Origin of the sequence: Oerskovia rustica (genome assembly GCF_014836555.1) — a bacterium.
Lineage (GTDB): Bacteria > Actinomycetota > Actinomycetes > Actinomycetales > Cellulomonadaceae > Oerskovia > Oerskovia rustica.
In genome coordinates this window covers 1-21,118 of sequence record NZ_JACSQQ010000052.1, presented here as the reverse complement: position 1 = coordinate 21,118, position 21,118 = coordinate 1, and the positions used below count along the sequence as shown (strand labels likewise).

The 21,118-nt window shown below is 73.4% G+C and carries 15 protein-coding genes and 1 pseudogene; 10 read left to right on the top strand and 6 right to left on the bottom strand.

The annotated features are described in order from the left end of the window. Positions 1-62: 62 nt before the first annotated feature. Together H9652_RS18620 and H9652_RS18615 are read right to left on the bottom strand one after the other, a co-directional pair. Entirely contained in the window at positions 63-1,778 is a 1,716-nt protein-coding gene (locus H9652_RS18620) for a DHA2 family efflux MFS transporter permease subunit (protein ID WP_191798195.1), read from the bottom strand. Positions 1,779-1,861: 83 nt separating this feature from the next. Next, positions 1,862-2,497 carry a PadR family transcriptional regulator gene (locus tag H9652_RS18615; RefSeq protein WP_191798193.1) on the bottom strand — a complete coding sequence of 212 codons (636 nt, stop codon included), beginning with the start codon at positions 2,495-2,497 and terminating at the stop codon, positions 1,862-1,864. Positions 2,498-2,935: 438 nt separating this feature from the next. Here H9652_RS18615 and H9652_RS18610 point away from each other — a divergent pair, with 438 nt between their 5' ends. Together H9652_RS18610 and H9652_RS18605 are read left to right on the top strand one after the other, a co-directional pair. Next, entirely contained in the window at positions 2,936-3,994 is a 1,059-nt protein-coding gene (locus H9652_RS18610; protein WP_225228472.1) for a formylglycine-generating enzyme family protein, read from the top strand. A gap of 3 nt (positions 3,995-3,997) precedes the next feature. Next, positions 3,998-4,558, top strand: coding sequence for a DUF1697 domain-containing protein (locus H9652_RS18605; RefSeq protein WP_191798189.1), 561 nt, complete (start codon positions 3,998-4,000; stop codon positions 4,556-4,558). Between the two features lie 8 nt (positions 4,559-4,566). Here the strand turns inward: H9652_RS18605 and H9652_RS18600 are convergent, their stop codons facing one another. Next, a complete protein-coding gene (locus tag H9652_RS18600) occupies positions 4,567-5,340 on the bottom strand; it encodes a YqeB family protein (RefSeq protein ID WP_191798187.1) in 774 nt (257 codons plus the stop codon). 198 nt (positions 5,341-5,538) lie between these two features. On the opposite strand from H9652_RS18600, the gene nhaA reads away from it, so the two are divergent. From nhaA to H9652_RS18585, 3 genes are all read left to right on the top strand, one after another. Next, entirely contained in the window at positions 5,539-6,909 is a 1,371-nt protein-coding gene (gene nhaA / locus H9652_RS18595) for a Na+/H+ antiporter NhaA (RefSeq protein WP_318244273.1), read from the top strand. Positions 6,910-6,980: 71 nt separating this feature from the next. Continuing rightward, entirely contained in the window at positions 6,981-8,156 is a 1,176-nt protein-coding gene (locus H9652_RS18590; protein WP_191798186.1) for a hypothetical protein, read from the top strand. A gap of 64 nt (positions 8,157-8,220) precedes the next feature. Beyond that, positions 8,221-10,089 (top strand): alpha/beta hydrolase, encoded by a 1,869-nt coding sequence (locus H9652_RS18585; RefSeq protein ID WP_191798183.1) that lies wholly within the window; start codon positions 8,221-8,223, stop codon positions 10,087-10,089. Positions 10,090-10,171: 82 nt separating this feature from the next. On the opposite strand, the gene H9652_RS18580 is transcribed toward H9652_RS18585, so the two are convergent. Beyond that, the gene (locus H9652_RS18580) at positions 10,172-11,641 is read right to left on the bottom strand and encodes an MFS transporter (protein WP_318244272.1); all 1,470 of its coding nucleotides are present in this window, start codon (positions 11,639-11,641) and stop codon (positions 10,172-10,174) included. A 40-nt stretch (positions 11,642-11,681) separates the two neighbouring features. Here H9652_RS18580 and H9652_RS20000 point away from each other — a divergent pair. Continuing rightward, positions 11,682-11,939: pseudogene (locus tag H9652_RS20000) on the top strand (helix-turn-helix domain-containing protein); the annotation flags it as partial. A gap of 359 nt (positions 11,940-12,298) precedes the next feature. On the opposite strand, the gene H9652_RS18575 reads toward H9652_RS20000, so the two are convergent. Continuing rightward, positions 12,299-13,585, bottom strand: coding sequence for a saccharopine dehydrogenase NADP-binding domain-containing protein (locus H9652_RS18575; RefSeq protein ID WP_191798181.1), 1,287 nt, complete (start codon positions 13,583-13,585; stop codon positions 12,299-12,301). 64 nt (positions 13,586-13,649) lie between these two features. Between H9652_RS18575 and H9652_RS18570 the strand changes: the two genes are divergently transcribed. Further along, entirely contained in the window at positions 13,650-14,258 is a 609-nt protein-coding gene (locus H9652_RS18570) for a TetR/AcrR family transcriptional regulator (protein ID WP_191798179.1), read from the top strand. A gap of 209 nt (positions 14,259-14,467) precedes the next feature. After that, the gene (gene metG, locus H9652_RS18565) at positions 14,468-16,054 is read left to right on the top strand and encodes a methionine--tRNA ligase (protein ID WP_191798177.1); all 1,587 of its coding nucleotides are present in this window, start codon (positions 14,468-14,470) and stop codon (positions 16,052-16,054) included. Between the two features lie 3 nt (positions 16,055-16,057). Here metG and H9652_RS18560 read toward each other — a convergent pair whose 3' ends face one another. Next, positions 16,058-17,578 carry a helix-turn-helix domain-containing protein gene (locus tag H9652_RS18560; protein WP_191798175.1) on the bottom strand — a complete coding sequence of 507 codons (1,521 nt, stop codon included), beginning with the start codon at positions 17,576-17,578 and terminating at the stop codon, positions 16,058-16,060. A 177-nt stretch (positions 17,579-17,755) separates the two neighbouring features. Here H9652_RS18560 and aceA point away from each other — a divergent pair, with 177 nt between their 5' ends. Both aceA and aceB read left to right on the top strand, forming a co-directional pair. Further along, on the top strand, positions 17,756-19,180 hold the full coding sequence (gene aceA, locus H9652_RS18555; protein ID WP_318244271.1) for an isocitrate lyase: 1,425 nt from the start codon (positions 17,756-17,758) through the stop codon (positions 19,178-19,180). Positions 19,181-19,289: 109 nt separating this feature from the next. Beyond that, positions 19,290-21,056: a malate synthase A gene (gene aceB / locus H9652_RS18550; RefSeq protein WP_191798173.1), complete on the top strand. Its 1,767-nt coding sequence runs from the start codon at positions 19,290-19,292 to the stop codon at positions 21,054-21,056. Positions 21,057-21,118 lie beyond the last annotated feature (62 nt).

Sequence of the window (21,118 nt, the reverse complement as noted above, 5' to 3'; positions counted from 1 at the left end):
GCGGGCCGGCGGCGGGCCGGGTCCGTGGTGGGTCGGCTCAGAGGTGCGCTCGGACCTGGGCCTCAGTCCGCGTGCGCGACGTGCGTCGCGCGCATGGCGAGCGCCGCGACGAGCCCGATCAGCAGGACGCCTGCCGTGACGAGCAGCGTCTGACCGACCGCGAGCGAGAACCCCTGGTGCAGGGCCGTGGTCGCGGCCTCGCGGATCTGAGCGGCCGCCTCGGGCGGGATGCCTGCGGGGAGCTCCATGTGCTGCGCTCCCCCGGTGAACGCGCCGCCCGCCGCGGCGAAGCCGTCGACGAACTGCTGACGGAACTCCGCGGGCAGCCCCGCCGACGCGTCGCGCGCGGCGGCCGGCAGGGTCGCCGAGAGCCGGCTCGTGAGCGTCGCGACGATCGCGGCCGAGCCGATCACGCCGCCCACCTGGCGGAACGTGTTGAACGCGCCCGCGCCCGCGCCGGCCGTGCGGTGGTCGAGCCCCGACGTCGCGAGGTTCGCGAGCGGCGAGAAGAGCGCGCCCGTCCCGATCCCGAACAGCGTCATGGGCGCGACGATGGACCAGGCGCTCGCGTCGGGCGTGGCCGCGACGCTCAGCCACACGACCGAGGCCGTGAGCAGCGCGAAGCCGGTCGCGACGACCCACTTGCCCGGGACCCGGTCGGAGAGCCGGCCTGCGAACGGCGCCACGACCCCCGACACGAGAGAACCGGGCAGGTTGATGAGCGCGGCCTCCAGGGGCGAGAGCCCCAGGATCGACTGGAGGAAGATCGTCAGCGGGAAGAAGATCCCGATCATGCCGAACGACACGGCCATGCCCGACACGTTCGCGAGCGAGAAGTTGCGCGAGTGGAACAGCGTGAGCGGCAGGAGCGCGCGCTCACCGAGGTGGCGCTGCCACAGCACGAAGGCCGCCAGGACCAGCACGCCCAGGCCGATGATCGTCCAGATGTTCAGCGGTCCCACGACCGTGCCCCAGTGGTAGGTCTCGCCCTCCTGCAGGCCGAACACGAACAGGAACAGACCCACGATCGAGAGCGCGACGCCGACCATGTCGAAGCTGCGCTTGTTGGTCGGCAGCGACGGCAGGCTCCGCAGCGCCAGGACGAGGGCCACGACGCCCACGGGGATGTTGACGAAGAAGATCCACTCCCAGCCCCACGTCTCGACGAACACGCCGCCGAGCAGCGGGCCCGCGATGGTCGCGACGCCCGCGACGGCTCCCCATAGCCCCATCGCGGCACCGCGCTGACGCGGCGGGAAGACGCGCGTGATCATCGACATGGTCTGCGGGGTCATGAGCGCGGCGCCCACACCCTGGACCGCGCGCGCCACGATGAGCATCTCGACCGAGCCGGAGAGCCCGCACCACAGCGAGGCCAGCGTGAAGACCACCAGGCCGAGCACGAACACGGGCTTGGGGCCGAAGCGGTCGCCCAGGCGACCGGCGAGCAGGAGCAGCACCGCGTACGTGAGCAGGTAGGCGCTGTTGACCCAGCCGACCGCGGTCAGGGTCGTGTCGAACGTGTCGACCAGCGTGGGGACGGCGATGTTCACGATCGTGGTGTCGACCATGATCATGAAGAAGCCCAGGCACAGGGCCGGGAGGATGCTCCACGGGCTGCGCCCGCCGAGGTCGACGAGCGGGGGGCCGGCCGGCGAGTCGGCAGGCGGCCCAGCGGGCGCGGTGGCCGTGGCGGACCGCGTGGCAGGGTCCGACGGCTCTGCGGAGGCAGTGGTACCGGTCGCGGGCAGGCTCCCTGAAGGAGGGGTCGGGGTCATGGGGTCCTCTGAGGTCGAAGAAGGGCAGTGGTGTTCAGGAGGCTGCGCGAGCAGCCGCTGCCGGGCGCGATCCCGGCGGCAGGTCAGGGCACGTAGTCCGTGGCCTGCGCCCGCGAACGGGCGGCGACGAAGTCGCGGAAGGACTGCGGGACGGGCTCGTCCCAGTCCAGGGCGCCGGAGTCGAGTTCGGCGAGCAGGCCGTCGAGCCACGCGAGCTCGGACTCGATCCGGTGGAGGTCGTACTCGACGTCGAGCAGGAGGCGACGGGGCAGGCCGTGGCTCCGCACGACGTCGTACCTGCGGGACCAGGCGGTGAGCTCCTCGGCCATCGCGGCACGCCGTGCCCGCAGCGCGGCGACCGCGCCCGAGCGGTCGATCGCGTGGGCCTGCGACAGCGCGAGCGGGAAGCCGGGGTGCTCCTGCCGGGGTTCGCCGAGCAGCAGGGCCGTGCGCGCCGCGAAGGCCTCGCGTCCGGTGTCGGTCAGCCGGTAGGTGGTCCGCTGGGGGCGGTTCCCGTCACGGTCGGTACCGACGGCCTCGACGAGGCCGTCCGACGCGAGGCGGTCCATGGAGTGATAGACCGAACCCGGCGTGATGCTCGCGAGCCGGTCGTCCCCGCGCTGCTTGAGGGTCTGGTGGACCTGGTACGGGTGCATGGGTCGCTCGTGGAGCAGCCCGAGGAGGAGCAGCGCAGCGGCAGAGAGCTCCTTGCGTGCCATGTGTCGCCTCCTCGTGGTCGTTCCTGGTGGAATACTCCGGCTGGAATATACGCCTCGGGCAACGATCAGGTCGAGGGGTGCCGGCTGGTCGTGAGCGGCGTCACGCACCACGCCCGGAGCCCGTCCGACGACCCGACCTGGCCGCACCGCGGGGCAGACGGAGGGTGGTCCCCGGCGCTAGGGTCGGGGGGAAGCAGGTCCGGTCCCGGCCGGCCGAGCGTCGCCGCAGGTCAGCGTGCCCGTCGGGCCGTGCGACCGATGGCCCCGCGAGCACCGGGGGCCCGCCCACCGACGGCACCGGGCAGCATCGAGAACGAGCTCGACACGAGGAGACGCATGGACACGACCGCGGGCACGTCACCGGCAGCCCTCTCGGCAGAAGGACCAGCACGTGAGACGCCTCGCGGCCGCGGGGGCGACAGCGCAGCTCTCTCGCCCCTGGTCGCGCTGCCCGCTGGATCGTTCCACCGCGGCTCGAGCGAGTTCTACCCCGACGAGGGGCCCGTCCACGAGGCCGCGGTGGCGCCCTTCGAGATCGAGCAGCACCCCGTGACCAACGCGCAGTTCGCCGCGTTCGTCGCCGCGACGGGCTACCTGACGGTGGCCGAGCGCCCGCTCGACCCCGCCGACTACCCCGGCGTCGCGACCGAGGACCTCGTGCCGGGCGCGCTCGTGTTCACCCCGACCACGGGTCCGGTCGACCTCTCGGACTGGCGGCAGTGGTGGCGCTGGCAGCCGGGCGCCCGGTGGAGCGCCCCCCACGGTCCGGGGAGCTCGATCGAGGGTCGCGAGGACCACCCGGTCGTGCAGGTCTCGTTCGAGGATGCGCAGGCGTACGCCGCATGGGCGGGCCGTTCGCTGCCCACCGAGGTCGAGTGGGAGTACGCGGCCCGGGGAGGGCTCGACGGCGCACGCTTCGCCTGGGGCGACGAGTACCGGCCCGACGGCGAGCTCCTCGCCAACCACTGGCAGGGTTCGTTCCCCTACCGCAACACGGGAGCGGCAGGGTGGGTCGGGACGAGCCCCGTCGGGACGTTCCCGGCGAACGGCTTCGGGCTGGTCGACATGATCGGCAACGTGTGGGAGTGGACCACGTCGTTCTACACCCCGAACCATGCGGCCGACGCCCGGTCCGCGGCCGAGGTCGAGGCGGCCCGGTCCGCGCTCACGGTGGAGATGCCCGCGTGCTGCTCGCCGAGCGCCGGGCAGGCCCGGAGCGCGCACGGCGCGGCCGTCGGGTCCGGAGCGACCGACGTCGACCCGCGCGCCGCCGCGAGCGCCGAGCCCGGGTCGACGATCCCCCGCAAGGCCCTCAAGGGCGGCTCGCACCTGTGCGCGCCGGAGTACTGCCTGCGCTACCGGCCTGCGGCCCGCTCGCCGCAGGCGGTCGACACGGCGACGAGCCACATCGGCTTCCGCTGCGTGGTGCGTCCCCCGGTGCCCGTCGCGTCGACCTCTCCGACGATGCCCGCCTCCGCGCGCAACCTGCTGGGCTGAGGCGTGACGTCGGGGTTCGCGGTGCTGCTGCGGGGCGTCAACGTGGGTGGCGGTCGCAAGGTCCCGTCGGCGGACCTGCGCGCGATCGCGCAGGACGCCGGGTTCGCGGGGGCACGCACGCTCCTCGCGAGCGGGAACCTGGTGGTGGCCCCGGGCACGTCGGGAGCGACGGGACCCGACGACGTCACGCACCTCGTGCGGACCGGCCTCGCCGACCGCCTGGGTCTCGACGTCGACGTGCTCACGCTGACCGGTGCGGACCTGGCGGCCGCGATCGCGGCGAACCCGTTCGACGAGGCCGCACGCGAGGACCCGTCCCACCTGCTGCTGACGTTCCACCCGCACCCGCCCGCTCCCGACCGGGTCGAGGCCTTCGACCCCGCTCGCTACGGCATCACGCACATGGCGTGGTCGGGGCCCGTGAGCTACACGTGGTTCCAAGGCGGGGTCGGTCCCTCGAAGCTCACGCCGGCCGTCCTGCTCAGGGCGCTCGGCGTGTGGGGCACGGCGAGGAACTGGAACACCGTGACCAGGCTGGCCGCGCTCGTGGACGCCGTGGGCTGACGCGGGAATCAGGCGCGGCGCTCGACGCCGATCGCCCCGGCCCCGGCGCCGTCGGTCACCAGGCGCCAGTGCTGGACCGTGCCCTCGTCGCGCACGACGACCCCGAGAGCCGCGAGGTCGTCCCGCACGTCCCGGACGTGCGCCTCCTTGCCCGCCTCGAGGAGACCTGACCGTGCACGGAGCAGCGCGTCGGCGCCGGCGGGCAGCGTGTCGTCGCCGACGTCCCAGCGGCGGTACGCAGCACGGAAGGGGTCCCCGCCGTCGCGCCACGGCCAGCCGTGACCCGTGAACGCCGCCGCGACCTCCCGGGTCGGCAGGTCCGCGGGCCACCGGTGGAGCTCCCGGCCGCCGCGCAGGAGCACGATCTCGGTGCCCTCGACGAACACGTCGGTCACCTCGGCGCGCCCGACCGTCTCGAGCGTGTCCTTGTCCTTGAACCCCGCTCCCGTGCCCGTGACCGCGATCCGGCCCATGTTCTCCACGAGGTGCTGCGCAAAGCACGCCCCGACGACGGCACCGAGGGCACCGAGCCCCACGAGGGCCCACGTGCCCCACACGTCGGCCAGGGCGTCGACGGAACGAGCCAGCCCCTGCCACGGGATCCAGGGCAGGCTCGCCATCCAGGCGGCGAGCCAGCGCAGCCCGACGCCTGCCGCCGCGCCGAGGATCGGCAGGACGACCCGGAGGAAGCGGGTCTCACCAGAGACGGCCCCGACGACCGTCTCCGTGGGGTCGTGGGAGACGGCGTCCGTGGTCAAGGATTCATGGATCTTCTCGTGCACACGGTCAGCCTCCCGTGGTTCGCATGCCCGAGACATCCCCCTTTCGGCGGACTTCCGGTCCGGCGAGGTCCTCCTTCCGGAGTGCTGACGCGCGCCACGGCTCCACCGGCCGGGCCGGCCGCCCGGTAGGATGGGAGGCTGGTGTGCCGGGAAGTCTGGTCGGCGTGACGTCGACGACCCCTCAACCACAGGAGACCTGTGAGCACGCACGAGCAGCACACCCCCACCCCCGACGAGTCTCCCCGCACGGGCGAGCCGGCGCCCTCCACGGGAGCGACGCCGTCGGGTGCTCTGCCCCTCGCGACGGCCGAGCGGCCGAGCGCCGGGCGGCGCTGGAAGCGCTGGGTCACCCGGGAGACCACGGGCGGCGCGCTCCTCATCGGGGCCGCGATCCTCGCGCTGCTGTGGGCCAACTCGCCCTGGCGCGCGGCGTACTTCGACCTCGCCGCCTTCACGGTCGGCCCCGCGTCGCTGCACCTGGACCTGTCGCTGTCGACGTGGGCCGCCGACGGCCTGCTCGCGATCTTCTTCTTCGTCGTGGGCGTCGAGCTCAAGCAGGAGTTCGTCGCCGGGTCGCTGCGCAACCCTCGCGAGGCGGGCGTGCCCATGCTCGCGGCCGTGGGCGGCATGGTCGTGCCCGCGATCCTCTACGTCACGGTCGCCCTGTGGGGCGGCGGCGCGGACGCCGTGCACGGCTGGGCGATCCCGACCGCGACCGACATCGCGTTCGCGCTCGCGGTCCTCGCGGTGTTCGGCCGCGGCCTCCCGACGGCGATCCGCACCTTCCTGCTCACGCTCGCCGTGGTCGACGACCTGCTCGCGATCATCGTCATCGCCGTCTTCTACACCGAGACCCTGCACTGGGCGCCGCTGGGCCTCGCCCTCGTGGGCGTCGCACTGTTCGCGTTCCTCGTGCGCCGCCGCCGCACGCACTGGTGGCTCCTGCTGCCGCTCGCCCTCGTCGTGTGGGCGCTGGTCCACGCGTCCGGAATCCACGCGACCGTCGCGGGCGTCCTGCTCGGCTTCATGGTCCCCGCGCTCGCGATCCACGGCGAGAAGACCTCCCGGACCCACCAGTACGAGCACCGCGTCAAGCCGATCTCCGCGGGGATCGCTCTGCCGATCTTCGCGTTCTTCGCCGCGGGCGTCTCGCTGGTCGACGGCGGCGGGGTCGGGGAGATGATCGGTCAGCCGGTCGCCATCGGCATCATCGTCGGCCTCGTGGTCGGCAAGGGGATCGGCGTGCTCGGCGTCACGGCGCTCGTCACGAAGCTCACGCCGCTGCGCCTCGCTCCCGGCATCGGTGTCCGCGACCTGCTGCCCGTGGGCCTGCTCGCCGGCATCGGCTTCACGGTCTCCCTGCTCATCGCCGAGCTGTCCTTCCCCGACTCCGGGCACACCGAGTCGGCCAAGGCTGCGGTGCTCCTCGCCTCGGTCGCCTCGGCGCTGCTCGCCGCCGCCGCGCTGCGCTGGGACGCCCGGCGCAAGCGCTCCGACGACATGAACGAGGACGGGCTGCCCGACGACATCTCGACGTACATCGGCGACGCCGCGGACGACGAGCGCTGACCCGGCAGGTCTCCGTCAGCGACCGTCCGACGGAGACCTGCTGACGCCCGAGGCAACTGCATTGAGAGAGCATGCGCGACTCTCTGACCCCGACCGCCGACCGCACGTGCGTTGCCGGGTGCGACGAGAACCGGTGCCGGTGCGGGGCGTCACCGGGCGCCGAGCGGGCCCGACGACGTCGGACGCTCGGGGCGCGGCTCCTCGGAGTGGCGCTCGTCATGGCGCTCGCGAGCGGGACCGCCGCGATCCCCCGCGACCCGGCGGCGACCACGACCGGCGCCTCGGCCGCCGCGACCGGCGACACCGAGCGCGCGAACGCCCAGGAGAAGGCGATCAGGTTCGTCGAACGCGCGACCCGCACCGTCGAACGGGCCGCCGGGAAGGTCGACGAAGGCCTTCGTGACGCCCTCCGCCGCGCGGTCGACGAGGTCGACGTGCAGGCCGCGAGCACGGCACGCACGCCCAGCCCCCTCCTCGCCCGAGGGCTCACACGTCTCCGCGACGCCGTCGAGCACGCAGAGGGCCTCGACGCCCAGGTGCGCCTGGCGATCTCGAGCTTCGAGTACGAACGGTCCCGGGTGGCCGCGGCCGAGAAGGCAGCGGCGGAGCAGGCTGCCGCCGAACAGGCGGCAGCAGAGCAGGCCGCGGCCGAGCAGGCGGCCGCAGAGCAAGCCGCCGCGCAGGCCGCGGCAGAACAAGCTGCGGCCGAGCAGGCGGCCGCAGAACAGGCCGCCGCCGACAGGGCGGCAGCGGCGAAGGCGGCGAGGGACACGGTGACCGCGGCCCCGCAGGGGGCCGCCACCTCCTCGCCGGCGCCCGCAGCCCCCTCGCAGTCGATCCAGGAGATCGGCGAAGCGACCCTGCGCAGCCTTCCGGGCAACGGCGGCGTCTCGCTCTCGTGGGACGACCCTGGCCTCTCCGGCCACCTCGGCGGTGTATGGAAGGGGAACACCTCGACGATCCTCGTCAACGCGTCACGGCTCGCCGGCCAGCCGTCGAAGACCAAGGACGTCATCCGGCACGAGATGGCGCACATCTACCAGGGCCGGCTCATGGCGGCGCACGGCATGTCGTGGTCGCAGATCGACGGTCTCCTCGCGGGTGCCTTCGGCTCCAACGCGAGCGAGAAGGTCGCGGACTGTGTCGCGATCCGCTTCGGCGCCTCCTGGGTGAACTACACGAGCGACTGCTCGGGCGGGGACAAGCAGGCGTGGGTCGACGCGCTCATCGGTGGCTACCTGCCCTGAGCCCCACGACCCGCCCGCGACGCTCTCGGTGGCGCGATCCTGCCAGCCCCGTACGATCGCACCCGTGACGCCAGACGCCCCGCGCCAGTCGGAGACCGCCCCGAGCACCAGGATCGCGACGGCTGCGGAGGACGTCGCCGGGCCCGGAGCCACCCCGGAAACGTCGGCCCGACCTGACGCGTCCCCGAGAGGTGAGCGGCCCGCCCGACCCCCGCTGCGCCGTCGGGCATGGGCGTGGCTCCAGCACTACGCACGGCGCTTCTCCACGACCGGGCTCGTCCTGGCCCTGCTCTTCTTCTGCTACTCCCTGACCCCCTCGCTCATCCCCCGCGCCTGGTACTACCAGGCGCTCATCACGGGCATGAGCATGGTCGGCGGCTACGGGATCGGGGCGTTCGTCGAGTGGTTCGCCCTCAAGGTCGGGCTGCGGATCCGCTGGAGCCCGCGCGTGAGCCGCATCGCGTGGTGGGTGCTCGGCGCCGCGACCCTCGTGCTCGTCCCCCTGTTCCTCGTCCTGGGCGCGCGCTGGCAGCACGAGCTGCGCGCCCTGTTCGGCATGCCCGAGCAGGCGCCCGCCAACGACGTCGCGACCGTGTTCGTGGCCCTTCTCATCGCGATCGGCGTCCTGCAGCTGGGCCGAGCTCTGCGTCGCGTCGCGCAGTGGGTGAGCCTGGTCGTCGACAACATCATGCCCAAGCCGATCGCCCGCTTCCTGAGCGGGGTCATCGTCGCGGTCGTGGTCGTGCTGCTCTTCAACGGCGTGATCTGGGCCGGCGTGCTGCACCTGCTCAACAACGTCTACGCGAGCGCCAACGAGCAGATCGACCCGAAGCTCTCCCCACCGACCTCACCCGAGCGGTCCGGCTCCCCGGAGTCCGGCTCGTCGTGGGAGTCGCTCGGCGCCGAGGGGCGACGCTTCGTGACGCTCGGCCCGACCCAGGCCGAGCTCGCCGAGTTCGCAGCAGGCGGCGACGTGGTCGACCCGGCGGACGTCCAGGTCCCGATCCGCGTCTACGCGGGCCTCGACCCTGCGGGCGACCTCGACGCGACCGCGCAGCGCGTCGTCGACGAGCTCGACCGGACGAACGCGTGGGACCGGTCGGTCCTGGTCGTGGCCACCACCACGGGCACCGGCTGGGTCGACCCCGGCATGAGCAACTCGCTCGAGCTCATGCACGGCGGCGACACCGCGATCGCCTCGATGCAGTACTCGTACCTGCCGAGCTGGATCAGCTTCGTGGGTGACCGCAGCACCCCGCCGAACGCGGGCAAGGCCCTCTACGAGGCCGTGTACGAGGCCTGGGCGCAGCAGCCCGAGGACTCCCGGCCGAAGCTCATGGCCTTCGGGATCTCGCTCGGCTCGTTCGGCGCGCAGGGTGCCTTCAGCGGCCTGCAGGACATGACGACCCGCACCGAGGGCGCCATGTTCGTGGGTACGCCCAACTTCACGCCCAACTGGACGTACTTCACCACGAACCGCGACCAGGGCTCGCCCGAGTACTCGCCCGTCTACGAGGAAGGACGCCAGATCCGCTGGGGCACCGAGGTCTCGAGCGCCGCGAACGTCTGGTCCGTGCCCGGCACGTGGGAGACCCCGCGCGTCGTCTACGTCCAGCACGCGTCCGACGGCGTCACCTGGTGGTCCCCCACGACCCTGTGGTCCGAACCCGACTGGATGCGCGAGCCGCGCGGCCCCGACGTGCTCGACGCCGTGCAGTGGCGACCCTTCGTCACGTTCTGGCAGCTCACGGGCGACCTGTTCGTCGCGGCCGCCTCCGACATCCCCGCAGGTCACGGGCACGTGTACTACCTCGAGTACGCCGACGGCTGGTCGGCGCTCAACGCCCCCGCCGGCTGGACGGACGCGGACACCGCGCGGCTCAAGGAGCAGATGCTGACCAAGCAGCCGGCGGCGTCGAGCTCGACGGGCTGAGGCAGCCGCTCTCCTGCCCGACGGCGGCGCGCACCTTCTCGGGGTGCGGGCCGCCGTCGGCTGTCGTGGGTGAGCACGCCGGTCAGGGGCGAGCGGCGGCCCCTCGCGCCGACGGCAGCGCCGTGGCGACGACCAGCGCGACGAGACCCACGGCGGCAGCGAGCCCGAAGGCCGCCGAGAACGGTGTCGTCGACGAGACCATCCCGCCCTGGGCCACGGCGCCTGCCAGGAGCGCGGTCGTGACCGGTGCCGCGACGGCCGACCCGACCGTGCGCAGCACCGCGTTGAGCCCTGTGGCCGCCGCGACCTCGTCGGCCGGCGAGAGCATCGTGACGAGCTGTGCGCACACCGCGAACCCGATCCCGTTGCCAAGCCCGAGGACCGTGAAGAACACCAGGACGGCCCACATCTGGCCAGGCCAGACCGCGAGCCCCACCCCCGCGACGACCATGACCAGCACGGCCGTGATCGCCAGCGACTTGGCACCGAAGCGGATGCTCAGCGCCGGGGCGACACGTCCGCCCACGAACACCAGGACCGCGCTGGGGAGCAGCACCAGACCGGTCTGCGTGACCGTGAGCCCCGACCCGGCGTCGGGCCGCGCCTGGAGGATCAGCGGCAGGCTCACGTAGAACACGTAGGGCACGAACCCGAGGGCGAGGGTCAGGACGCTCGTGATCACGAGCGACCGGTTGCGGAAGGTGCGCACGTCGACCAGGGGCGCGGCCGACCGCAGCTCGACCAGGACGAGCACGACCAGGGCGCAGACCGCGGCGAGCCCGACGCCCCAGGTCAGCGGCGACGCCCACCCCCACGACCGGCCCTGGGAGACGGCGAGCAGCAGCCCGGCGAGACCTCCCGCGAGCAGGAGCGTCCCCGCCCAGTCGGTGCGTGTCGCGCGTCCCTCGGGCCGGACACGCACCGCCGGGACCCAGGCGAGGACCATCGCGAGCGCGACGAGGACCAGGGCCGCGGTCGACCAGAACAGCCAGTGCCACGAGAGCGACTCGACGATCAGGCCGCCCAGGACGAGCGCCACGCCCGCCCCGACCCCGACCATCCCGGACAGCCACCCGAGGGCTGTGACCAGGTGCCGACCGTCGAGCGACCGACGCGAGATCGCGAGGGCCAGCGGGAAGGTCGCGGTGCTCACGCCCTGGACCACGCGTGCCGCGAGCAGGACGCCCAGGCTGGGTGCGAGAGCCGCGGCCACGGTCGCCGCGGCGAAGACGACGAGCGTGACGACCAGGACCCGACGGTGCCCGTAGCGGTCACCGAGCGAGCCGACGACCGGGGCGAGCACGGCGCCCGCGACGAGGAAGGCCGTGAGGATCCACCCCGTCCCCTGGGGGCCCGACCCGAGGGCCTCCCCGAGCGTCGGGAGGGCCGGCACCAGGAGCGTCTGCATGAGCGAGAAGGCCAGGACCGCGGTCGACAGGGCCAGGATCATGAGAGCCGGCCGGGCCGGCGTTCCCGAGTCGCTCTCGTCGTGCGGGGCCGACGGCGCCGTGCTGTGAAGGGTGTCGGTGGACGTGGGGGCAGGACGGGTCACGGGCACGGCTCTCGGTCGGTGGCCGGCGAACCGGCGGGCAATGGATCGGAACGGAATCTCCGTTCCGTTCCAAAGTAGCACCCACGACGGCTACCGTGAAGACATGCCCCAGGACCCGACCTCGCCGCCGCTCGCCGGTCGCAAGCGCGAAGCCCTCGCCAACGACCGCAACGTGCTGGTCGCGGCGCGCGAGGTCTTCTCCCTCCACGGTCCCGAGGCGACGGTCGCCCAGGTGGCCGAGCGGGCAGGAGTGGGCGTCGGCAGCATCTACCGCCGCTACAGCACCAAGAGCGCCCTGGTCCGCGCCCTGCACGTCGCGGCGATCGACGAGCTCGCGCAGATCGCGCGCGAGTGCACCGAGGGCATCGACGCCGGGGAGAGCACCACGTCCGGCGCCGTCGAGACCTTCCTGCGGCGGCACATCCTCGAGTCGTTCGGCCCGCTCATCATCTCCTCGGGCGAGCACCCGCCCGCGACGCCTGAGGTCGACGCCGCGTCCGCCGCGCTGCACGAGGCGCTCGAGCAGGTGCTCGCGACGGACCGCGCGGCCGGCCTCGTGCCCGACGCCCTGACCCCGGCGGACCTGATGCTGCTCATCACCCACCTGCGCCCACCCCTCCCCCTGCCCCGCGAGCAGGCCGACGCCCTCCACCTGCGCTATCTCGGCCTGGTGCTCGCTGGGCTCGCGCAGGCCGCCGCGCCAGCGCCCTCGACGGCGGACGCCGCCGCCCCCGACTCCGCCGACCTGACCCCCGGCCCCTCGTGGGAGGACTGGCTCGCGCTGTGGACCTCCCGCGACAGCGGGACCACCGCGGGCGACTGAGCGACACCGTCGACGAACAGCTCGAGGCCCACCTCTCCCCCGGCTGCCGCGAGCCTCTCCGGAAGATCGGCCAGCGAGTCGACCTGCTCGACGTGCCGGACGCCCGGCGGCCCCTGCCCGGCGAGGACCGCGAGCGCCACCTCGGCCGCGACCAGTCCCGTGACCCGCCCCTGGCCGTGCGCGACGAGCGACACCTGCGCCTCACGCTCCCCGTCGCGGGCCGTCGCGGCGAGGGCGAACCGGGCTCCCCCGACGTGCACGGCCCCGAACACCGCCGCGAGCAGCCGGCGTCCGCGCTCGCTGCGGAGCGCTCGCAGGAGGCGCGCGCGGCGCGCCCCGAACAGCACCGCGGTGAGCGCCCGGGAGTCGAGCGCGAACCGCGTCGTCACGCGCGGCACGTCGAGCGTGCGGCGCAGGGCGTGCTGGTCGGAGAAGTCGAACGGGTGGACGGTACGCCTCCCGAAGCCGGGCAGCAGGACCTGGCGCGCGCCGCCGTCGGGCGCCCGTGCGCCACCGCGCGACGTGCCCTCCCGGCTCGGACCACCCGGGGCCCCCGGCGTGTCCGGTTCACCCGTGCGCGGGCCGACCAGCCCGTCGACCGTCCAGCGGATCGCGTCCGCGCCGTGCGCCTCGCCGCCTCCGAGCAGCACGGCGAGGTCGATCTCCTGGGCGCCGCCCACGAGGTCGTGGGCTCGACGCGCGAGCAGGTTCGTGAGCCCGGGCGCGACGCCCACGCTCAGCACGGCTGCGGCGCCGGCGTCCCGGGCGGCCTCGTCGAGGGCCTCGGTCGCCTCGAGCTGGGACCGCGACGCCGAGACGTCCACGAGCGAGACGCCGCGCCCGAGGCAGGCCCTGGCGACGCGGTCGTCGCCGGGCTCGACGGCCAGGACCACGAGGCCCACGCCGTCGAGGGCCGCGTCGAGGGTCGCGGGATCGGCGAGGTCTACCCGCTCGGCACGCGCCGAGCCGATCCGCCGGGCGAGCGCCTGCGCTGCGTCGAGGTTGCGACCGGCGGGGACCACGCGTCCTGGCACGGCCTCGGCGAGCCGTTCGCACACGACGGAGCCGACCGCCCCGTAGCCACCCACGACGAGGACAGCCGGAGAATTCACTAGAGTCATGCTCTAGTGAATATCACTGTAGTCTCACTACAGTCAATCGTCGACGGTCGTCAGCAGGAGCCTCATGTCCCCCACCCGCGCCGAGAAGGCCCGCGCGACCCGCACCCGCATCCTCGACGCGGCGAGCGGGCTGTTCGTCGAGAACGGCTGGACGCGCACCTCGGTCGAGGACGTCGCGCGCGCCGCGGGGGTCGCGACCCAGACGATCTACTACACGTTCGGCACCAAGCACGCGCTCTTCAAGGAGCTCCTCGACGTGAGCGTCGCGGGCGACCACGACGACGTCGCCACGCTCGAACGCCCCTGGGCGCGCGCCGTCCTCGCCGAGCCCGACGCCACCGTCCACCTCGCGCTGCACGTCGCCGGAGCACGCGCCGTGCTCGACCGCGTCGCCCCGCTCCTGAGGGTCCTGCGCGACGCCTCGCCCGCCGTGCCCGAGCTCGGGGTCCTGTGGGCGGCGAACCAGTCGCAGCGCCGCACGGTCGCGGCGACCCTCACCGCCGCGCTCGCCGACAAGGCGCGCCTGCGGACGAGCACCCCGACCGCAGCCGACGTGACGTACACCCTGCTCGGCCCCGACACGTACGGGACGCTCGTGCTCGACGGCGGCTGGACGCCCCCCGCGTGGCAGGACTGGGCCACCGACGCGCTCCAGCGCCAGCTCCTGCCATGACGCCACATGCACCCCGCTGCTAGGGTCGACGCATGAGCAGCTCGTCGACCGTCATGATGCGCCCCACCCGGGGCCCTTCGTGATGCGCTGACACGCTCCACCACCCAAGGCCTCGCCGTAGCGAGGCCTTTCGTGTGTCCGGGCCCGGTGCGGTCGAGGCGCCACAGCACCCGTCGAGGGTGCCCGCCGTCCCCGAGAGGACTCCCACCATGACCGCGCAGACCACCCCCGCCGGCACGCCCGCCCTGCCCACCTTCTACGTCACGACCGCCATCCCCTACGTCAACGGCGACCCGCACCTGGGCCACGCGCTCGAGCTCGTCCAGGCCGACGTCCTGGCCCGCCACGCGCGCCTGCGCGAACGCCCGACCCGCTTCCTCACGGGCACCGACGACCACGCGCTCAAGAACGTGACGGCGGCCCGAGCAGCGGGCCGCGAGGTCGGGGAGTTCGTCGCCGAGCACGTCGAGGACTTCCGTGCGCTGCGCCCTGCGCTGGCACTGTCCACGGACGACTTCCTGTCGACGTCGACGGACCCCCGGCACCGCCCCGGCGTCGAGGCGCTGTGGCGACGGTGCGCCGACGCCGGGGACTTCTACCGCCGCTCCTACGAGGGCCTGTACTGCACGGGCTGCGAGCAGTTCTACTCCCCCGACGAGCTCGACGCGTCGGGGCGCTGTCCCGAGCACCTGCCGCTGCCCGAGCGGGTGGTCGAGGAGAACTGGTTCTTCCGGCTGTCCCGCCACGCCGACGCGGTCCGCGACGCGATCGTCTCAGGACGCGTGCGCATCAACCCGGCCGCCAAGCGCAACGAGGTGCTCGCGTTCCTCGACGCCGGGCTCGAGGACTTCAGCGTCTCGCGACCCGCGTCCCGCTCGGACGGCTGGGGCGTCCCGGTCCCCGGGGACCCGTCCCAGGTCGTCTACGTGTGGTGGGACGCGCTGACCAACTACGTCACGGCGCTGGGCTACGGGGCAGACCCCGCCGCCCCGGGCTCCGCGGACGACTACCGCACCTGGTGGGCAGGCGGCGACGAGCGCGTGCACGTGATCGGCAAGGGCATCACGCGCTTCCACGCGGTCTACTGGCTCGCGCTCCTGCTCTCGGCGGGCGAGCCGCTGCCCACCACGATCCACGTGCACGACTACGTCACGGCCGGGGGCGCCAAGCTCGCCAAGTCGGCGGGCACCGCGGTGCACCCCGTCGGACTCGTGGACGCGTACGGCACCGACGCCCTGCGGTGGTGGTTCGCGCGCGAGGTCCCGCTCCTGGGAGACGCCGAGTTCACGACCGAGCGCCTCGTCGCCCGGCACGACGACGAGCTCGCACACGGCGTGGGGAACCTGGTCAACCGCACGCTCACGCTCGTGCACCGGTTCCGCGACGGCCGCGTGCCCGCGCTCCCCCACGACCGGGCGACGGGCCCCGACGAGCTGAGCGCCGCCGTCGGGCAGGTGGGGAGGGCCGTGGACGCGGCCCTCGCGGACGCCGACCTGCGCGCCGCGACCGGTGCCGTCCGGCGCATCGTCGACGCGGCCAACCGGTACGTCGACGCGGAGAAGCCGTGGGAGCTCGCGGCCCGCGAGCGCGCCGGAGAGGAGGGCGCCGCCGTGCTGCTCGACCTCGTCCTCGCACGGCTCGTCGAGGCGTGCCGGGTCGTCGCGGTCGAGCTCTCGCCGTTCGTGCCCGACGGCGCCGCGCGCCTGCGCGAGCAGCTCGGCTCCCCGCAGGGCGCCCAGACGGCCGGGCCCGACCGTGTGGGCACCCCGACACCGGTCTTCCCGCGCCTGGGCTGACCCCTAGCGCAGCGCCGGGGCGTGCGACTCCAGGAACCGGAACACCTCGGTCTGGTCGACGCCCGGGAACGCCCCGACCGGCATCGCGGCGAGCATGCTCGCGTGCGGGCGGGCGCTCGGCCACGACCGGTCCGCCCAGCGCTCGGTCAGGGCCGCGGGCGGGCGACGGCAGCACGACTCGTCGGGGCAGCGCGAGACCGTGCGCTCGGTCGTCTCGCGCCCGCGGAACCACTTGACGTGCCCGAACGGCACGCCGACGCTCACCGAGAACTGGCCGTCGTCGGAGTCCTGGACCCGCGAGGTGCACCAGTAGGTGCCGGTCGGGGTGTCGGTGTACTGGCTGAACGGGCTCAGCCGGTCCTCGACCGCGAAGACCGTGCGCGCGGTCCAGTTGCGGCACACGTACTGCCCCTCGACAGCCCCGAGGGGGTCCGCGGGGAAGCGTACGCCGTCGTTCTCGTACGCCTTGTGGATGATCCCCGACTCGTGGATCTTCATGAAGTGCACCCCGATGCCCAGGTGCGTCGTGGCGAGGTTCGTGAACCGGTGAGCCGCGGTCTCGTAGGACACCGAGAAGGCGTCGCGCAGGTCCTCGACCGAGATCTCGCGCGCGTCCTTGGCCTCCTTGAGGAGCTTGACGGCATCGCGCTCGGGGAGCAGGAGCGCGGCCGACAGGTAGTTGGCCTCGACGCGCTGGCGCAGGAACTCGCCGTAGTCGCGCGGTTCGTGGTGGCCCAGCACGTGCGACGCGAGCGCCTGGAGCAGGGCCGAGCGCGGGTCGCTCGACGCGCGCGTTCCCGTGCTCGGCAGGTACACGCGGTGGTGCCGCAGGTCGATCACCGAGCGGGTCGAGTGCGGCAGGTCGTGCACGTAGTGCAGCGAGAAGCCCAGGTGCGTCGCGAGGTCCGCGGCCACGCGCTGCGACATGGGACCGCGAGCGTGCCCGACGCCGTCGAGCAGCTCACGCGCGGTCGTCTCGAGCTCGGGGAAGTGGTTGTCCTGGGCGCGCATGGTCGCGCGGAGCTCGGTGTTCGCACGGCGGGCCTCCTCGGGGGTCGCGGCCCGCTCGGTGTGCAGGCGCTCGAGCTCTCGCTGGAGGCCCACGATGGCCTCGAGAGCGTCGCTCGGGAGCGACTTGCCGACCCGCACCGCGCCGAGCCCGAGCGAGGCGAACAGCGGGCCGCGCTGGGCACGCTCGAGCTCGATCTCGAGGGCCGCGCGGCGCGTGGGCGGCTCGGCCGAGAGCAGGTCCTCGACGCTGGCCCCGAGCGCGCGGGCGATGGCCTGGAGCTGGGAGAACTTGGGCTCGCGGCGCCCGTTCTCGATCACCGAGACCTGCGAGGGCGCCCGGCCGATCGCGGCCCCGAGCTCGTCGAGCGTCATGCCCCGCTCGGTCCGCAGGTGCCGGACACGACGGCCGATCGTGAGGGCGTCGGCCTCGTCCTCGACGGGCAGCGTGCCGCCCGCAGGCGCCCCGCCCTGCCGTCCGAGGAACTTCTGTGCTGACTGCGCGTCAGATGCCATGACTGAGGGTGACACACGCCACTCCTTGCGCACAACAGAAGAAGTGCATTTCTTCTGCCGAAGAAGTCCTTGCGGACCCCTTGCGCGGCGAAGGAAGGTCGTTCCACGGCCACCGCTCATCCGGGCGGCACGCCGGAACGAGTACCACCGCACGCAACGAAGCTCTGGAGGCACCCCGTGACCACCCCGCCCATCATCAGCCGCCGCTCCGAGAACGAGTACGCCACGCCCCGCGCGTCCGCGACCTCCCGGACCGAGGACGTCACGGCCCCCGTCGCACCGTCCGGCCACACCCCCGGGCACACGCCTTCACGACCCGGCGACCAGCGACAGACCGCCGCCGACCTCGCCCTGTCCTGGGCGACCGACCCCCGCTGGTCCGACGTGCAGCGCGACTACACGGCCGAGGACGTCGTCGCCCTGCGCGGCTCGGTGCGCGAGGAGCGGACCCTGGCCCGCCGCGGCGCCGAGAAGCTGTGGGACCTCATCCACACCGAGGAATGGGTCGCCGCGCTCGGCGCCATGACCGGCAACCAGGCCGTGCAGCAGGTCCGCGCGGGCCTCAAGGCCATCTACCTGTCCGGCTGGCAGGTCGCGGCCGACGCCAACCTGTCCGGCCAGACCTACCCGGACCAGTCGCTGTACCCCGCGAACTCGGTGCCGGCCGTCGTGCGCCGCATCAACAACGCCCTGTTGCGCGCCGACCAGATCGAGACCGCCGAATCACCTCTCAGCACGCCTGAGCGCGACTGGATCGCGCCCGTCGTCGCCGACGCCGAGGCGGGCTTCGGCGGGCCCCTCAACGCCTACGAGCTCATGCACTCGATGATCGAGGCGGGCGCCGCGGGCGTGCACTGGGAGGACCAGCTCGCGTCCGAGAAGAAGTGCGGCCACCTGGGCGGCAAGGTCCTCGTCCCGACCGCGCAGCACATCCGCACGCTCAACGCGGCCCGCCTCGCCGCGGACGTCGCGGGCGTCCCGACCGTCATCATCGCCCGCACCGACGCGCTCGCCGCGGACCTCATCACGTCCGACGTCGACCCGCGCGACCAGGAGTTCCTCACGGGCGAGCGCACCGCCGAGGGCTTCTACCGGACACGTCCCGGCATCGACACGGTCATCTCGCGCGGCCTCGCGTACGCCCCGTACGCCGACCTCATCTGGGTCGAGACGGGCGAGCCCGACCTCGAGCTGGCCCGCCGGTTCGCCGAGGTCGTCCACGCGCAGTACCCCGACAAGAAGCTCGCGTACAACTGCTCGCCGTCGTTCAACTGGAAGAAGCACCTCGACGACGCCCAGATCGCGAGCTTCCAGAAGGAGCTCGCCGCGATGGGCTACGCGTTCCAGTTCATCACCCTGGCCGGCTTCCACGCCGTGTCCCACTCCATGTTCGAGCTCGCCCGCGGCTACAACGACCGCGCGATGAGCGCCTACGTCGAGCTCCAGGAGGCCGAGTTCGCCTCCGAGTCCGACGGCTACACGGCCACCCGCCACCAGCGGGAGGTCGGCACCGGCTACTTCGACCGCGTCGCCACGGCTCTCAACCCCGACAGCGCCACCCTCGCGCTCGCCGGTTCCACCGAGACCGCCCAGTTCCACTAAGCCCCGCCCCGCCTCGCCGAGGTGGAGGTCCCGCGTCGAGGTAGAGGGTTCCGGCCCTCTCCCTCGACGACTCCCCTCCGTCTCGCGGCACAGACCATCGGAGCACGCCATGCCCATCACCCTCACGACCCACTCCTCCGGCCCGACGACGTCACGCACCTCGTCCGGCAGTCCCACCCCCGGCCCCCGCGGAGGGCGCGACGACGACGCACGACGCGCGACGCCGTCGGGCACCCTGGACGTCACCGGGCCTCTCGGCGAGCGCTACCGCGAGATCCTGACCCCCGGCGCCCTCGACTTCCTCACCGCGCTGCACGACCGCTTCCTGGCCGCCCGCCACGGGCTGCTCATGGACCGCCAGCAGCGCCGCCAGGACGTGGCCGACGGGATCGACCCCGACTTCCGCGCCGCGACCCGGCCCGTGCGTGACGACCCGTCGTGGCAGGTCGCCGGCTCGCACGGCGCCCCCGGGCTCGAGGACCGCCGCGTCGAGATCACCGGCCCCACCGACCCCAAGATGGCGATCAACGCCCTCAACTCCGGCGCCAAGGTGTGGCTCGCCGACCAGGAGGACGCGTCGTCGCCCACGTGGCGCAACGTGGTCGAGGGCCAGCTCGCGCTGCATGACGCGATCCGCGGCACGCTCGCGTTCACCTCCCCCGAGGGCAAGGAGTACGCGCTGCGCTCGACCGAGCTGACCGACCTGCCGACCATCGTGTTCCGGCCCCGCGGCTGGCACCTCATCGAGAAGCACCTGCGCTACGTCGACCGCGCGGGGGTGGCGGTCTCGGCGTCGGCGTCGCTCGTGGACTTCGGGCTGTACTTCTTCCACAACGCGCGCGAGCTCGTCGAGCGCGGCCGCGGACCGTACTTCTACCTGCCCAAGCTCGAGGGCTACCGCGAGGCGCGCGTCTGGAACGACGTGTTCGTGTTCGCGCAGGAGTACCTGGGCATCGAGCAGGGCACGATCCGCGCGACCGTGCTCGTCGAGACCCTGCCCGCCGCGTTCGAGATGGAGGAGATCCTGCACGAGCTGCGCGACCACTGCGCCGGGCTCAACGCGGGCCGCTGGGACTACCTGTTCTCCGTCATCAAGTCGTTCCGCACGCGCGGCGACCAGTACGTCCTGCCCGACCGTTCGCAGGTGCCCATGACCGCCCCGTTCATGCGGGCCTACACCGAGCTCCTCGTCGCGACGTGCCACAAGCGCGGGGCGCACGCGATCGGCGGCATGAGCGCGTTCATCCCCGACCGCCGCCGACCCGACGTGACCGAGAAGGCGTTCGAGCAGGTCCGCGCGGACAAGCGGCGCGAGGCCGGCGACGGGTTCGACGGCACCTGGGTCGCGCACCCCGACCTCATCCCCGCGGCGCGCGCCGAGTTCGACGCCGTGCTGGGAGACCGGCCGCACCAGGTCGCGCGACTGCGCGACGACGTGAGCGTGGGGCAGCACGAGCTGCTCGACATCGGGTCGGTGCGCCGAGCCGGCGCCACCGTGACCGCGGCCGGGCTGCGGTCCAACGTCTCGGTAGGCGTGCGCTACATCGAGTCGTGGCTGCGGGGCGTGGGAGCCGCAGCGATCGACCACCTCATGGAGGACGCCGCGACGGCCGAGATCTCCCGCTCGCAGGTGTGGCAGTGGATCGCGTCCGGGACACGCACCGACAACGGCGTGCCGATCACCCGGGCCCGCGTCGAGGCGCTGCTCGCCGAGGTCGTCGACGACCTGCCGCGCGGCGAGGGCAACCGGGTCGACGACGCCGCGCACGTGTTCCGGGCCGTCGCCCTCGCCGAGGACTTCCCGACCTTCCTGACCATCGGGGCGTACTCGCAGTTCCTGGTCGGGTCGCCCGTGGACGGCCCGCGCGAGGGCTGACCACCTGAGCGCCGGCCGCTGCCGGCGGAGGTCGAGAACGGGGTTGAGGTCGTCATCGAGGG

Coding starts and splice junctions, on each gene's coding strand:
- aceB (WP_191798173.1), top strand. CDS start 19,290: ATGCCCATCACCCTCACGACCCACTCCTCCGGCCCGACGACGTCACGC.
- H9652_RS18570 (WP_191798179.1), top strand. CDS start 13,650: ATGTCCCCCACCCGCGCCGAGAAGGCCCGCGCGACCCGCACCCGCATC.
- H9652_RS18620 (WP_191798195.1), bottom strand. CDS start 1,778: ATGACCCCGACCCCTCCTTCAGGGAGCCTGCCCGCGACCGGTACCACT.
- H9652_RS18615 (WP_191798193.1), bottom strand. CDS start 2,497: ATGGCACGCAAGGAGCTCTCTGCCGCTGCGCTGCTCCTCCTCGGGCTG.
- H9652_RS18575 (WP_191798181.1), bottom strand. CDS start 13,585: ATGACTCTAGTGAATTCTCCGGCTGTCCTCGTCGTGGGTGGCTACGGG.
- metG (WP_191798177.1), top strand. CDS start 14,468: ATGACCGCGCAGACCACCCCCGCCGGCACGCCCGCCCTGCCCACCTTC.
- H9652_RS18560 (WP_191798175.1), bottom strand. CDS start 17,578: ATGGCATCTGACGCGCAGTCAGCACAGAAGTTCCTCGGACGGCAGGGC.
- H9652_RS18590 (WP_191798186.1), top strand. CDS start 6,981: ATGCGCGACTCTCTGACCCCGACCGCCGACCGCACGTGCGTTGCCGGG.